General features: G+C 37.7%; 9 protein-coding genes and 2 pseudogenes. 3 read left to right on the top strand and 8 right to left on the bottom strand.

All coding sequences use genetic code 11. The annotated features are described in order from the left end of the window. Positions 1-17: 17 nt before the first annotated feature. Positions 18-878: an IS5 family transposase gene (locus tag J582_RS22365; protein ID WP_416202108.1), complete on the bottom strand. Its 861-nt coding sequence runs from the start codon at positions 876-878 to the stop codon at positions 18-20. A 164-nt stretch (positions 879-1,042) separates the two neighbouring features. On the opposite strand from J582_RS22365, the pseudogene J582_RS22360 reads away from it, so the two are divergent. After that, a pseudogene (locus J582_RS22360) lies at positions 1,043-1,706 on the top strand (IS1595 family transposase). Between the two features lie 135 nt (positions 1,707-1,841). On the opposite strand, the pseudogene J582_RS27615 reads toward J582_RS22360, so the two are convergent. Continuing rightward, positions 1,842-1,973, bottom strand: a pseudogene (locus J582_RS27615) (serine/threonine-protein kinase HipA); the annotation flags it as partial. Positions 1,974-2,114: 141 nt separating this feature from the next. Here J582_RS27615 and J582_RS22355 point away from each other — a divergent pair. Then, positions 2,115-5,462 (top strand): DEAD/DEAH box helicase, encoded by a 3,348-nt coding sequence (locus J582_RS22355; protein WP_032048627.1) that lies wholly within the window; start codon positions 2,115-2,117, stop codon positions 5,460-5,462. A gap of 17 nt (positions 5,463-5,479) precedes the next feature. Here J582_RS22355 and J582_RS22350 read toward each other — a convergent pair whose 3' ends face one another. The 6 genes from J582_RS22350 to J582_RS22320 form a co-directional block, all read right to left on the bottom strand. Next, positions 5,480-6,769, bottom strand: a complete 1,290-nt coding sequence (locus tag J582_RS22350; RefSeq protein WP_004647812.1) for a type II toxin-antitoxin system HipA family toxin — start codon at positions 6,767-6,769, stop codon at positions 5,480-5,482. Beyond that, complete coding sequence (locus J582_RS22345; protein WP_004282130.1) at positions 6,766-7,074, bottom strand: helix-turn-helix transcriptional regulator; 309 nt, start codon at positions 7,072-7,074, stop codon at positions 6,766-6,768. Before J582_RS22345 ends, J582_RS22350 begins: the two co-directional genes overlap by 4 nt. A gap of 191 nt (positions 7,075-7,265) precedes the next feature. Continuing rightward, a protein-coding gene (locus tag J582_RS26345) for an IS3-like element ISAcsp5 family transposase (protein ID WP_111828316.1) occupies positions 7,266-8,395 on the bottom strand; the annotation gives its coding sequence in 2 pieces (ribosomal slippage) (positions 7,266-8,143 and positions 8,143-8,395; 1,131 coding nt in all). Between the two features lie 199 nt (positions 8,396-8,594). Further along, positions 8,595-11,828, bottom strand: a complete 3,234-nt coding sequence (locus tag J582_RS22330; protein ID WP_032048625.1) for a tyrosine-type recombinase/integrase — start codon at positions 11,826-11,828, stop codon at positions 8,595-8,597. Beyond that, a complete protein-coding gene (locus J582_RS22325; protein WP_032048624.1) occupies positions 11,812-14,094 on the bottom strand; it encodes a hypothetical protein in 2,283 nt (760 codons plus the stop codon). The genes J582_RS22330 and J582_RS22325 overlap by 17 nt, the downstream gene beginning before the upstream one ends. Beyond that, positions 14,094-14,771 (bottom strand): hypothetical protein, encoded by a 678-nt coding sequence (locus J582_RS22320; protein WP_005092539.1) that lies wholly within the window; start codon positions 14,769-14,771, stop codon positions 14,094-14,096. Before J582_RS22320 ends, J582_RS22325 begins: the two co-directional genes overlap by 1 nt. Positions 14,772-14,977: 206 nt before the next feature. Here J582_RS22320 and J582_RS27540 point away from each other — a divergent pair. After that, positions 14,978-15,208, top strand: a 231-nt coding sequence (locus J582_RS27540) for a hypothetical protein (RefSeq protein ID WP_081405565.1), incomplete at its 3' end; no start/stop codon positions are given.

Raw genomic sequence — 15,208 nt, 5'->3', positions numbered from 1 at the left:
CCCTAATTGAGCCAAATTTAAGGCGTAACTTGGGTAAGTGGTCGACCTAATTCCGTAAATCTGTTAAGGACTGCTACACGTGCATGGATCTCATTCACTTGGCTATCAAAACTCCTTGCACTGAGTTTATCTCCTAATAATTTGATGCAATGCATCTTAGTTTCAACCAAACTTCGACGATGATAGCCTGACCATTTTTTCCATAGTGTCCTGCCTAAACGTTTAATTGTTCTAAGTAATTCATTTCGCTCTAGCGAGCTACTCTTTGTATCTTTCCATTGTTTCGCATTTTTTCTAGGTGGAATCACCGCATGCCCTTGCCGATCTGCAATGACCTGACGGCATTGCTTGGTGTCATAAGCTCCATTGGTATAAACAGAGTTAATCTGCTCATCTTGTGGAATCTGATTAAGTAAATCACCAAGCACCTGTGAATCACTGACATTATTGGTTGTAAGCTGAACTGCTCGTATTTGTAGGGTTTTAGCATCTATACCAATATGTAGTTTACGCCATTGGCGACGATATTCAGGTCCATGTTTCTTGCGCTTCCATTCGCCCTCACCTAGAAACTTCATGCCTGTAGAGTCCATGAGTAGATGCAGCCCATCGCTACTTTTTTGGTAGCTGATTACAATATCAATATGCTTTTGTCTTCTACAAAGCGTGGTGTAATCTGGAGCTATCCAATTTAATTCGCAAAGTTTAATCAGACTTTGCACAAAGCCAGTGACCATACGTAAAGACAGACGGAATAAGGATTTAATCATTAAGCAGCTGAACCGTACCGGGTTTGTCGGAGACCAAACTTTCTGAGATGAGACGCATTGCTTCTCAAGACGTAGCGAAGCGTAGTGATCCGATGAAAAAAGTAAAATATACCCCCTGAAATCAGATAGAGCGGTTCAATTAGAACCAAACCCAACTATCGCAACACTGAGTTCTGGAGAATCTCGTCGTTTCTTAATTGCGTCGTAATGATGATTATCAAGATAAAATCAAAGGCTCTAGACTAGCAGAATAGATATGTTAGTCTAGAATCATGATAGAAAACAGTAAATTAAGTCACTATAAGATTAAAAAAATTATTCAGTGCTTTTGCATTGATATTCCTGCTTCTAAAACAGCCTTATTGCTTAACTTGAACCGTAATACCATCAACTATTGGTACATGCTTTTTAGAGAAGCAATCTACGATCATCAAACAGATTTAAGAGCAAAGTTTGTAGGTTCTATTGAAATTGATGAGAGCTATTTTGGAGCAAAAAGACAACGTGGTTTTCATGGGAAGTTGAAGCGAGGTCGAGGTACTTTAAAACAACCTGTATTTGGAATATTTGAAAGGAATGGTCGAGTTTATACAGAAATAGTCCCTGATTGTAAAAAGACTACATTACAACAAGTTATCTTAGGTAAAATTGCACTTGAAAGTGTAATTTATAGTGATGGTTGGCGTGGATACAATGGTTTGGTAGATGTTGGTTACTCAAAGCATTTTAGAGTAAATCATGGAGCGAATGAATTTGCCAGAGGACAATGTCATATAAATGGAATAGAATCATTCTGGAGCTTTTTGTAAAAGAAGGCTAGCAAAGTTCAACGGTATATCAAAAGAGTATTTTGATTATCATCTTAAAGAAACAGAATGGCGTTGGATGAGGGAGCCTAATGAGCTAGCAACAGAGTTGTGGGACCTCATTAGGTAAAACTAAGTGCAAATCTGCTAGTCTAGAGCCATATTTATTAGCGATTGCGATTGGAAGTGTGGTGACTGGTGTAGCTTATGCCGTGATAAAACAACGGTTAGAATAAGCCCTTCATAGAAGCTTTGTGAAAGCTATTTAGTGCAATAAATGAATATTATGCCCAATCCTATTTTGGATCATTTGGAGAGTCTCTACTTGAATTTGTCCAGGTAATAGATCATGAGCGATGTTGCTGAATAGGATTGCAACCTTACAAATCGAGCCAATATTCACCCCATCCATTGTAGTAAACATTAAGTTTTTTTGAGCATGAATTGATTTCCTTTTGATACGTTGGCGAGCACTATTGTTCTGAAATGACAGCTTTTTTCGTTATTATTGTATAAACATTTTTGGTGTCTGGTAATTATGTCCTCATTGATCAACTTTCTATCTCGCTTTAGTACTGCAACTCTTCAGCGCAGTCTGAGCTATGCTAAACACATTGATAGGGAAACAATTGAGTTCTTTGAGGAAAATGATGATGTCACGATGTATGCTCAAATTGAAGGGACAGATTATTACGATACCGCGATTACCTATAATCTTAAAAAAGACCGTTTAATCGATGACGACTGCACTTGTCCGGTTGGATATAACTGTAAACATGCTGCTGCTTTAGCGCGGTTATTCTTTCAAGAATATCGTCAGGAATTTCAACAGCGTTATGCTGAATCTCAATCCCCGCAGGGAATCGCAAAACACCAACGGGGGGATGATCAGGCGCAGCGCTGGTTGAATGATTTTAAACGATATTTACAACAGACTGAACCTGAGCAATCTGTCAAAACAAACAATTATTTAATTTACCTGCTAGATCAGTCGGTCAGCTTAAAGAAATTGACAGTTGATGTTCAGAAAGCCAGACGCAATAAGAACGACTCAATTGCAGGGGAAAGTTATTATACCCAATATGAAAATATCACCAGAAAGCATCTGACTTTACCTGAACAAAAACGACAATTATTTAACCAGATTTATTATTATGCCAAAATAAACAGTGACGAAACGCTTTATCAAAGCAATCTTGATATCTCAAGCATTTTATTGGAGCATTTCAAATCTTTTATTCAAAGTGGCGATGTGTACTGGCAAAAAAAGAGCCATACTGCACTTAAATGGTCAGAACAAGGCTATCACATCGAACTGATCTGGCAACAAGGTATAAACAAACAGACAGAGCATTTAAACATTGAATTGGTCAATGGTGATATTCGACTCGATTTAAAATCAAATCCACATATCCAAATTCTCGCTAGCCAGCCACCGTGTTATGTGGATATTCAACAGAACACGGTGGGCCAGTTATATGGTGAATATACGGCAAATCTTCTGTACCATTTTTTACAGATGCCTGATCTTCCATCTATGCTCTTGCCAGAGTTTGAGAAACTGACTCATCAATATTCAGACGTGAAAAATCTGCCTCAGCCCGAGTCTATTCAGCATATTGATGTTCTTGAGGGTAGTCCCCAGCCAATTTTACGCTTCGGTGTTTTAGATAAATTTGATTGGAAATGGGAAGAGTCTGTTTGTGCTGAAATTGAATTCTCCTATACAGGCGGAAGAATAAAAGCAGGTACATCAGGTGACAGTTTTATTGGTGAGCAGCATGACAAAATGGTACGACAGCTTCGGGACTTAGTTCAGGAACAACAGTCAATCCAGCGTTTACAGCTATTGGTCGAATCACTGAAGTGGGTGAAAGATCTTAGTTATGACCATCAATTAAAACTGGATAAACAACGTCTTGATTCTATGGTTTTTGCTTTCTATGGAGACTGGATCAAACAGCTGATGCCCATCAATCAAATTGAGTTGATGGGCTGGCAGATAGAGCATCTGGAAAACAGCCCCTTTAATCTGCAATATGTTGAAAATTTAAATATTTCTATCACTGAATCTGAAGGTCAGCAGGACTGGTTCAATATCGGGGCGACGGTTCAAGACAGTGCAGGCAATTCTTATAATTTGCTTGATGCGCTCGTAGCTTTGGTGCGAGTAAATCCTGATTTACTTGATCCGCGGACTTTTATTCATCTGCATGACAGTCAAATTTTCACCGTGAAAACTGCAGTTGATCAACCTGATTTGGCTCTATCCGCTAGGGATATTAAGCCGGTATTGTTGCATCTGCAGAGCATTTTACAGCAAGAAGAGCGCAGTATTGATCGCTATGATGCGAGTCAATTATTAGAATTGCAGCATAATCTTGGGATGACATGGCAGGTCAGTGATCGCCTGCAGCAATTTGTACAGAAATTCAAACAAGGCTACCAGCAACAACTGCCGACACCACAAGGTTTTCAGGGGGAGTTGCGTCCATACCAGCAGCAGGGCTTAGGCTGGTTACAGTTTTTAAGGGAAACCCAGCATGGCGGGATTCTGGCAGATGATATGGGCTTGGGGAAAACAGCACAAACTTTAGCCCATTTACTCATGGAAAAGCAGGCTGGATATTTGCAGGACAGTCCCGCCTTAATTGTTGCACCCACATCGCTGATGCATAACTGGTTCAAAGAAGCGGAGAAATTTACCCCTGAGCTCAAGGTATTGCTGCTACAGGGGCCCGACCGCCATCAGAATTTTGAGCAGATTCCGCACTATGATATTGTGTTAACCACCTATCCGCTTCTAGCGAGAGATGAAGAACAACTAAAGCAATATGAATATCATCAACTCATTTTGGATGAGGCGCAGAATATCAAAAATCCGCGTGCCAAAGCTGCACAGGTAGTACGCCAATTAAAAGCACGACATCGTTTGTGTCTAACAGGTACCCCGATGGAAAATCATTTGGGTGAACTGTGGGCACTATTTTATTTCCTGATGCCAGGATTTTTATATTCACAAGAAATTTTTAATAAAAAGTACCGTCATCCGATTGAAAAACGCGGTGATCAGCAGTTAAGGCAAAAGCTGGTCAACCGGATTAAGCCCTTCATTTTACGTCGCTTGAAAACTGACGTAGCCAAAGAATTGCCAGAAAAAACCACGATTGAAGTCAATATTGATATGAATGACCAGCAATCCAAGTTATATGAGGCTGTTCGCGCCACGATGCAGGAAAATATTCAGAAAATTGTGGCAGAAAAAGGCTTTAAACGTAGTCAAATTCAAATTTTAGATGCCTTACTGAAGCTACGTCAGGTGTGCTGCCATCCTAGCTTACTAAAGCTGGATTCAGTGAAAATTGGGCAGGCAAACTCTGCCAAACTTGAACAGTTGATGGATATGGTCGTTCCAATGGTGGAGGAGGGGCGAAAAATTCTGATCTTCTCTCAGTTTACCTCAATGTTGGAACTGATTGAGCAACACCTCCATCACGCAGAAATTGGCTATGTGAAGCTGACTGGAAAGACCAAAAAGCGAGATGAAGTCATTACAGCATTTCAGTCTGGACAAGTGCCGATATTTTTAATCAGTCTGAAAGCAGGAGGGGTCGGTCTGAACCTAACTGCCGCAGATACGGTCATTCACTATGATCCATGGTGGAACCCTGCTGCTGAAGATCAAGCTTCAGATCGTGCATGGCGGATTGGACAGGACAAGCCAGTATTTGTGTATAAGCTGATTACCAATAAAAGCATAGAAGAAAAAATTCTTGCCTTACAGCAAAATAAAGCAGAACTGGCACAGTCTATTCTAAGTACCGATCATGAGGGCGAAGCGAAACTGACGGAAAATGACGTGATGAACTTGTTTGAGAAATTTTAGTTTGGTTTCAGATTACCCTAATCATCTGTAAGTATCTGAAAGTCTGGATGCAATTTTTTCCAATGTTCTCTTAATTTTTCTTTATGAACAGAAATCATAGGTAAGTCTAGTAATAGCACTGGCCATACTGACCGTGCTTTGTCCATGATCGCGTGAAGTTGTTTTTCAATAACACGCCATGGAACACCGACTTTTTCAGCCCATTGTTCAAAGTGTTTCATCTCAGCTAAATACCAATCTTTATTTTTGGCAAGATTTAATGCGAAATGACGCTCATTTTCAATATATACACTGGTCATTAATATATCGTATGCGGGAGATAATCTGGGTGCACTTTTATCATGATAAATCATACTCCAGTTTTTTAAGTGCGCATCTCCATTGGCGAGCAAAATATTGACGAGTAAGCGGCTGGCAAATTGCTGAATATCAAGAATTTTGTTATCTGAAAATTGATAAATGATCTTTCCTATCTGCTCATAATTTGTGGTGCTGTATTTCTGATGTGGATATGCGCCGAAGATCTGAGCAAAGTCTTCGATGTGAATAAGCTCTATAGTATCAGCAGTACTCTGTCTATCAAATCTTTTGATTGCGAAAGCATATTGCTCTTGGGGTAAATTTAATGGTGGCAGGTCTTGTAAGAGTGCCATATCCACCAAGCGAATCTCAGGGACATCTATGCCGACTGTTTTGGCAAGGCTCATCATAGAATACTCATTTAGTGGAACAAAACCATGTCTGGAAGAAGGAGTTTTGATAATCCAATCCCCTAATAGACTGGATTCTATTGCCTGTGCTAATGTAAAACGCCCATCTTTGGCTTTCATGGAAAACTTCATTTGGACGCCAGCCAAGGAAAACTTATTATCTGTTCGAATCTCTTGCTTTAAAATCTGATCTGGATTCGAGATCTGCAGTTTGAATTTTATTTCATCTGGAATTTCTTCTGGATCTAATGGGGTCGCAATGAGTGCTCCAGGTAAGTCATGACCTAAAGCTGCCAATAACTGAAATTCATTGTCTATATGTACTTTAAGGCTTTGTGCAATGAGTTCGCGTAATGCGCCTTCTGGTAGCAAGTTTGATAGCAAGGGGTGTAAGCGCTGATGTGTAACATAAGTCTTTTCTAAAATCTTATCTGCTTGAGGATACAAGGGGGAAGTCAGCAAGCTCAAGGTCTGGCGTTGCTGATCAAATCGGAAAGAATCCGTAAAAACCAGAATATTTTTTCCGCTCTGAAATCCTGCCAAGTATCCAACGACAGCGTGATGTAATGTTAATTTCAGGACGGCAACAGTATTCATGGTTCCTCTCCTCCGAGAAGACCCTTCCATGGGTTAGTCATTAAGTCATCCTGATCTTCAATAGTGACTTTAATTTCATCATTCAATAATTGTCTAATCAAATGAACCTTATCATCAGGGATGAGCATCAGTTGAGCATTTAATCCTGCCGCGATAATTTCTAAGGTCTCTAATCGAGGGTTGCCCTGACTTTCCAGCTTTTGGTATTGCTGTCTTGAAATGCCTGTACGGGATTGCATATCAACTTGCTTTAAGCCCAATTGGGTTCGTCTTTTTTTGATTTGCTGAAGTAAAGACTTATTCATTGTAGATACATTTATTGCTTTTAGGTCATGTAAGAAACATATTAGTTTCTTTTATTGTGAAAAGCAATTTATGATTTTGTTTAATGTAGATAGTCTGACCATTGAAAATAAGGGGAATTATTAATGTGGTTCCGTTAATTAGACCACTCAATTCAGTTTTATAAGTGATAAATCCGCTCTAAATATTTAAATTATGCTGCCATTACTTTTAGTAAATGTTGATCATAAAATTCATCCGGTGTTGCCTTATTCAAACTTGAATGAGGACGTATCATGTTATAAAAATCCAAATATTCAGCAATTGATTGTTTCGCTTGTTTAACCGTATTGTAAGCCTTCAAATAGACTTCCTCATGCTTCACGCTGCGCCATAAACGCTCAATCATCACATTATCCATCCATCGTCCTTTCCCATCCATACTGATACGGATATTTCGCAATTTTAACTCATTCAAAAATGCCTCGCTTGTGAATTGACTGCCTTGGTCTGTATTAAACACCTCTGGACAACCATATTTCACAATTGCTTCTTGCAACGCATCTATGCAAAAGTCTGTTTCCATACTGATCGATACACGATGAGCCAGTACTTTACGGCTGTGCCAATCAATCACAGCACATAAGTAGACAAAGCCTTTAGCCATAGGAATGTACGTGATATCTGTACACCAGACTTGATTAGAGTGATCGATGACCATGTTTTTCAACAGATATGGGAAAATACGGTGTGCAAGATTAGGCTTACTGGTATTGGGTTTTGGATACAAGGCATGTATTCCCATCAAGCGCATTAAACGTCGGACTTTACGCCGACCTATTTGATGTCCTTGACGCTGTAGCATATCTCGTATCATTCGACTGCCCATAAATGGGTAGTCGAGATGAATTTCATCGATCAGACGCATCAAACTCAAATCAGTTGATGAAATCTCTTTGGACTTGTAATACAACGTAATGCGATTGATTTGAATCAATTGCGATTGTTGTCGTACCGAAAGTTGATGGGTCTTATCGATCATTTTTTGCCGCTCAGCTGCCCTATTTTTCTGAGCGCACCTTCTAAAAAATCAATTTGCAATGCCTGATGTCCTATCTTGGCATGTAAAGCTTTGAGGTCAATTTCAGGTTCTTGTTGTGCTGTTGGTCGTGAAAAAATATTGATTGATTGCTCAAGCAGTTGATTTTTCCAATCGATGATTTGGTTTTGATGTAAATCGAATTGAGTAGAAAGTTCAGCGAGTGTGTGGTCGCCTTTAATTGCTGCGAGAGCAACTTTAACTTTAAACTCTGCTGAATGATTACGACGTTTTCTTCGTGTCATGGTTGACTCCAAAAACAAGCATTTCCCATGCTTATTGGGGAGTAGATTATCACTTATAGGCGTGGTCTAAAATCCTAGCCCCACATCAATTATACTATTTTAATAGTTATATAATAGCGAAAACTGACTATATTTTACTATTAAAATAGAATTATGGGGGTGTTAAACACACAATGGAAATCATAAATAGATCAGTGATTTAATCAGTTTTAAGAAGTTCCTGTTGGTGTAATACAGCCATAGGTTTATGTACGGTATCAGGTGACATGTAATCCAACCCATTAAGCGGAATAGATAGTGGGCGCCCAATACATGCTAGATGTAAGCAAAATTTAAATGCAGCAAGAGCATGACCATCTTTTACTGAGTAGAGTTGTAGACGAGGAAATTCCTCTTGAGTTGATGGATGTTTATCTGTTGATGCTTTTGCTAATTTGAAAAGTTGAGGCTGTTGTTTAGCATCTAACTTTGTTTGCAAATCTTGTCCAAGTAAGTGCCAAAATTTGGCAGGAAATAAAGCCTTAACTTGGGAGTAAAAATGTTCGAGTTGATCGATATCCTTCCAGCGATAATGGATACCTGTGTGTGATGCGGTCACTCGATTCAAAAATATATTCAGGACGCATGCAATTTGTATTGGATTTTTACGAGCTATTTTCTGTAGATGTTCAAAAAAATAAGTCACCGCATGAAGCTCTTCAGCGCTATCAAGCATTGCTGGTTTTAAGTGGGTTGAGCTATCAATACCAAATAAACGGGGATTCCCTTTTTTTGATTTAATGTTTGCTAAATTTAGAGCATTTTCATACCAATAATTGACGAGTTCTTCTGGTAAGCACATACGTTGAGCTGCACTTTTAGGATCGTGAGTAGTCTCCAATATATTGAGCGTTTCATAGAAGCGTTGAAGTGAAATTTTAGAATCTTCTGTTCCAACAAAGAAAGCAAAAAAATCATGGGATTGATCTATTTGTAACGACAGTTCATCTAAAATGTCAGTAGCATTACTTTGAAGCCATTTTGTTTGATCGTTTAATAATATAGTTGCTAGAACGGCCTGGTTTTTTTCAAAATTAAAGTCTTTTTCATCATTTGTTATTTGCAAATTTTTAAACGTTGCATTGTGGCCCATAATTTTTTTAGCCAATTCATTAGGCATATCTGGATGATGTTTTAGTAGTTTTTGACCAGCTATGAGATAACTTAAATGAATATAGCTTTTGAATGTTACAACTGGCTCTATATGTCCTAAGAGATGTGCAATAACAAACCAATGGTTTTGTCCATGTTGATTTTGAAGTAGCTCGGCTCGAATTTTTTGATATTCGTTTTCGCTATAGTCAGTTAGCTTTTGCACAAGTGGTGCATATTCAGAGTTCAGTAAAAGCGATAAATGATTCGCTGTAGTGTGACGAAAAGAGTGAAAGGAGTAATGATGCCCTTTAAAGACCTGATTTAATATCAGTTTTAGGGGTGCGGTGACAGTGTGTTTATTCAGTTTTTTATTTTCATTCAAGTTGCTGAATAAATATAAACTTTTCTTATTTTCTAAGCGTTTTTCAACAACAAAATCGCTAAAGAATTGGTACTCATCATCTTTTAGCAAAGCGTAGGCAGGCACAATCCGTTCCGCACTATCAGTTTTGAGCAGATGTTGATTTCCTTGTTTTTTTGAACCATAAGGTTGGACCCAGATAGAAAATTGATCTAAACCCTCGATATCTTTTACACGTAATCCCAGTATTTCATTGATACGCATACCAGTTCGGTAAGCTAAAATATAAATGATTTTTAATAATCTATATTGATGGTCTGAGATGGATTGATCATGTAAGAACTGATTTAACTTCTTTAATATGACCTGGAAGGCTGTGTGACCTATGATGCGTGCCCGTGGTCGATTTTGCGATGCAATAAATTCAAGTTCGAAATCTTCTGCTTGAAAAACAATTTGCTGGAAGGTGTGAAAACGTTTCAACATGCGGATCGTTTGGTCTTTAGACTTCTTAAATTCGGGTTGATTGGCTTCGTCAGCAAGGCGTGTATTGCTGATGATTTGTTGATAAATTTTGGTCAGCAGATCGTTAACATCTTCATCGGCATCAATGTATTGTAAGGCATGAGTTAAAAAAGGTTCTGCGATCCGGGTGTAGTAGGTATAGATTGAACTATCTGCGATTTTTTGATTATCTTGAAATGACTTAGTGTACTGAGTTGTATCAATATCAAAAGTAGCTACTAGTTCTTTTATTTGCTCTGAATTTGGTCGATAGAGACTGATGAGCCACAAAATAATACGTTTAGAAAACTCATTAAACTGAGTCTGGTGTGTGAGACAAAATTCAATAATGAGTTCAACAATGGGCTGTTGCGTTGATGATGTGCGAATAATTTTCAGCAAGTTTTTATGAATAAATATTACATTTTCTACTGCTTCAGACGTATTGAGATCTGGTAGGGCTTTGGCTGTAGAAGAGACATTTCGTTCGATTTCATCACTTAATTGAGTTTTAAATTTTGGGAGAGCAAAGTTTTCAAACTCATGTTCAGATAAACCACAAGTGAGTGTTTTTTCTAACAAGCATTGTGATAATGCTGGGTCAATATCTGAATTTTTCAGTTGTAGCCAATTAAAATTGGCGTATTCACGTAAAAACTTAAAAGTCTTGTTGGTGTATGGATGTTTTATTTTTTGAAAAATGAGGTGCAGATACGCATTTACGTCTACACTAATGTCACGAATTTGCCTTGTATTGAAGTGAATGAGCCAGAGTCGTGTGAGTTGATCTGGAACAAAATTACGCGATTTTCGTATTGTTTTTTCATCAACAAATAGATCGCCATAGCTTGGAGAAAGTGGCTCTAAAAAGATGATATTTAAATCGCAAATTTTTTGGATTTTTATGGGATTCTTTAAATGTTCAAGTAATGCATTTAATGTTGCTGTTTGACTTAGTCCACCATATAGCATTGAGCAAAGCAGAATATTCCCAATAATTTCATCATCAGAAAAAGCGGAACTATCTTGAGCAAGAATCCAGTAATCCCACAGTTTTTCGAGGATGATGTCAATTTCATGACCGGCTTGGATCCAATCTAGGGTGAAAATTGGTTCATCGCGTTTCATCTCAAAGGTGAGATAAGGTAGTGGGAGGTCTAGGTTATTACTTTTATTGAGGTCTTCGATATATGTTCGGAAGAATTCATGAGCATATTTTTTCCAGGCAAGATTCGGTGCTTTACGTTTAATAAACTCATAAATTGCAGGATAAGCTTGAATTAAGTCTTCATTTGAGAATTTTTGCTCATCAAAGTACTGTCGGAGCTCTTGTTCTGCATCAGCTCGTAGGTTCTTTTCTAATTCATTACGTTGAAGTTGACGTCTATCTTCAGCATAGCGTTTTTTTGGGATTTTTTTATTGAATGATGACATGAACTTCAATCCCGCTAATTTTAAATTGATCTTTCATTTGCTCTAAAACATTCGCAATTTTAGAAAATTGAGATAGTGATAAACTGGAAAAAGGATGTGCTGCTTCTTGTTGCATGAGCTCATGTCCAAAGAGAGCTAAAATCTCAGGTTCGGTAATTTTATGAGTCAAAAATGCACGAGCTGTATGGCGATGCCAATTTGCATGATCAAGTCCTAATTCAGGATGGAAATTTTTGACTGTAGAAGGACTTAGTGGTTTCCACTCATCATCTTGGATGATTCCCAAAAAGGGCAGCTTACTTGCTTCTATTTGTTGTATAACACCATTTAAAGCTGGATGACTCATCATGATTTGAGTCGAAAAATATTCTAAAAATTTAAGGAATTTTTTTATCTCTTCAACTAAAAATGAACAAAGTGGGATTAGACGTCCGAATCCATTGCGGCCGCCTACTTCTTTGTCAGAAACCATCAAAATTTGGCGTTTTAAATTAAAGTTTTTAAGAAATCCAGGGAATTCAGCAACGGGGCGTGCTGCTGTAAAAAGAAGGAGGATATGCCACATCCATATGTTGTAGTGGTTGTATATAGCAATCAGATCGTCTTCAGCTTGTGAAAAAATATTAAATTTTAATATAGCAAAAATCTCTGTAATGACCTGTGGTTTTGGAGCCTTACGACTACCAAAATGAATTATTGAATCAGGGAGCGAAGGTACACAACTTTCATATGTGTTTGATACATCTGCACAAAGTGATTTTAGAATATCAACATATTGTGCATGTAATCGTGGAATATTCTGATGACAATAAGAAACAGATGATGACTGATTGGCATCAATCCCTGTGATTAAATCTGCGAGTTGTTTATTCCCTGTTTTTGCAAGAACCGTATAATGCAGTAGAGAACTCACCTTTACGACAGACAGTTTTGGAATCAATAATTCTTGTCTTAATTTGCGTAAATATTGCTGTATATCATCGAAACTAACCGAATCCATTTTGCGGAGATCCTCAATGAATAGATTCGGGATTGGAATGTCTAAATAGATCGTCTGATTAAGCAAGCTGTTTGAATACTCAAAATCACGGTTCTCAAATACATTAAATTTACTGCTTAAGAAGAACTGATCATTTTTATGGATCAATTTTTGGCGGTTATTTAAGTTTTTAGCTCGCTTGCTTTGTATATATAGCCACTCATTCACACTGTTGCCTGTTAAAAATGCGAGCATCAGGATCAAAGCACTTTTATTTTGATGTTCAGAGTAGTCCACATGAAGTCTTTTCAGTAGATGGTTCACGCTAGATGGATTGGGAAAAAAACTACTCGACGTGAGTAAATGTTCTTTGCGTTGAATATGTTTTGCCACAAGCGGTAGAACATAGCTTTGACTCGTTTCTGAATGTGCTGCGAGTGGTGTGACGTCAGTTGGATTGACAACAATTTGCCGATTAATCGGCTCATCGATTGAGGTTTCTATATTCAGTGCTTTAGATTTAGCCCCTTTTTTGATTTCGATACTTTCTTCAATGAATTGTTCTTCATCAAGAAACTGATGTTGAAGCTGCGTATCGATACTTGCACGTGCAATCTTCGCTTTGTTTTTTAAAACATAGTTAAAAGTAATGCGAATATCATTGAGTAGATTGCGATCAAACTCAGGCAATTCATCCGTATCTAATGTGATCAGATGTTGAATAAATTGCTCTAAGCTCAGCGTTAGATCTTTAAGATAGACATTCCAGAGGCGTTTATATTCTTCTGTATTATGATATTTTTTTTCAGTATCTAAATTTTTATTTGCAGTCCTAAAGCGCTGGAATAAGCGCTTTACGGTATTGAAGTGTTCGGCGTGCGCTTGTTTAAAAAGATCTGGCTTGAGCTCAGGAAGAGCAATTAAATAAATTGCTGCTTTTAAAACTAGAATATTCCAGGTTAAGGCATTTTCTTCTGACTTTGCTAATTGTGCAATTGAGTTTACATACCAAGTAACGGGTGTTGCACTAACAGTATGTTTTCGAGAGGAGACTAAGGCAGCGGGTCTAGCAACAACAGAATTGGTTTGTAGATCAAAATCTAATAGATCGAGGTTCAGCTCCTTCAGATATTGATCATTGGGGTGTGAAGTCAGTAAATCAGCAATATATTGAATATGTTCTGCACGGTTGAACTGCTCGTCACCAAAGAGTTTTTCCAGTGTCTGTTTTAATGATACCCGCGGAATATCAGCAGCATTTTGATGGTTTGGGTTATATTCTGACATTATGCTTTCCATAGCTGATCTGGCGTGAGAACGAAGTCCACATTGTTTAAAAGTTGTTGCACAATTCCACTGGTTTGTTGCAGTTGATCAAAAATCTTCTGTCTTTGCCGGTTTATAACTTTATTTCGATAATTCAGCTGATTTCGTGTGAATGAGAGTAGTTTTGCTAGCAGGTCTAAGCTCATAGTACGGTGAGGTTTGAAAGAATTTTCTTTGTTTAAAGCCAAGATAACTTCATATGAGATATGTGCATTGATCAGCGATTGCATTTTTGCAGGATTCATTCGATCCAGATCATGGTGATAAGAGGCCAGAAATCTCATGAATTCCAAACTTGCCTCTTTTTTTAATAGCTCAATTTTGTCCTCATCTTGAGGAAAAGAATGTATGAGTAAGTTGATATTCTTAGGTGTGTTTTTAGACCAATATAAGTACCACTGACAGCTATTCGCGATGGTATAGCCAGATCTATTTGGATCTTTCCAAACGCGGATATAAGTGTGAGAAGTTACTGTCAATATTGATAGATCAACTTTTAAGGATTTTAAAGCCTCTTGATAGCAAAGATAAATTCCAAAAAAATCAGGGTGTATACTGATTTGGATTTTATTAAAATTTTTGCACAACAAGTTTTTAGGTGCGCCAAATTTTTCATTGAAATCAATAGCGGTTTCCATAATCCTTCATAAGTGTAAAAAATAATCAATTGAATATTCTTATAATTTTTTGAAATATTAAACAAGATTGATCTACCCTATATTTTGTGTATATTTACAAACTATATACAATATATTGTGATTTTTTTATATTTTTAAGAACGGGGTCACAACTTATAGCAATGCTATTTATTTTAAAACTAAGAGGTTCTTAATATAGAAAACAACTGAAACAGGTAGAAGTCGTTACAGATGCTGTATGTGATATATGCAACCAATCAACGAAACTGGAGTTTGGCACTTTATCGGCGCATTGGGGCTATGGTTCCAAGCATGACGGGGAAAGATATGAATTGCAGTTATGTGAGAAATATTTCTTTTATGCCTTAGCGACATTAAGAAAAGAGCGAGCAGATGAGTTTGTGTTTGATGAAAATTTTGACCCTTCGACCCTAGAG

It is taken from the genome of Acinetobacter sp. 1566109, assembly GCF_000582255.1.
In the GTDB taxonomy this organism is placed as follows: Bacteria; Pseudomonadota; Gammaproteobacteria; order Pseudomonadales; family Moraxellaceae; genus Acinetobacter; species Acinetobacter nosocomialis.
The sequence above is the reverse complement of the archived record's forward strand: the minus strand, read 5'-3'. Positions and strand labels throughout refer to the sequence as shown.